1 protein-coding gene is annotated in these 473 nt (G+C 72.5%); it reads right to left on the bottom strand.

What is annotated here, in order from left to right; translation table 11 throughout:
• Nucleotides 1-473: aldehyde dehydrogenase family protein (locus tag BEK98_RS47435; protein WP_143684299.1), on the bottom strand; the 473-nt coding region annotated here is incomplete at both ends.

Here is a 473-nt window from a genome sequence, read left to right as displayed (position 1 = left end):
GTGAAGGAGACGTAGTCGGCGTGCCGGACGACCTCCGGGCCGACGACCGGGCCCTCGCCGAGCACGACCTGGAAGACGTCGGCGGGCAGTCCGGCCTCGATGAGCAGGTCACGGGCCCACAGGGCGGTGAGGCAGGTCTCGGTGTCGGGCTTCATCACGACCGCGTTGCCCGCGACGAAGGCGGGCAGCGCGTCGCCGACCGACAGCTCCAGGGGGTAGTTCCAGGGGGCGATCTGGCCGACGACCCCGCGCGGGTGGCGGAGTTCGGTGACCTTCGTCAGGGTCGGCATCGCGCCGGCGTGCCGCTTGGGCCGCAGGTAGGCGGGGGCCTTGCGGCCGTAGTGACGGGCGGCCACCGCGACGGCCTGGACCTCCTCGTGGGCGTGCAGGCGGGCCTTGCCGGTCTCCAGCTGGATCAGGTCGAGGACCTCTGCCTGCCGTTCCAGCACCAGGTCGTGGAAGCGGAGCAGCAC

Origin of the sequence: Streptomyces diastatochromogenes (assembly GCF_002242805.1) — a bacterium.
Lineage (GTDB): Bacteria > Actinomycetota > Actinomycetes > Streptomycetales > Streptomycetaceae > Streptomyces > Streptomyces diastatochromogenes.
This window is presented reverse-complemented; position numbering and strand designations above follow the sequence as displayed.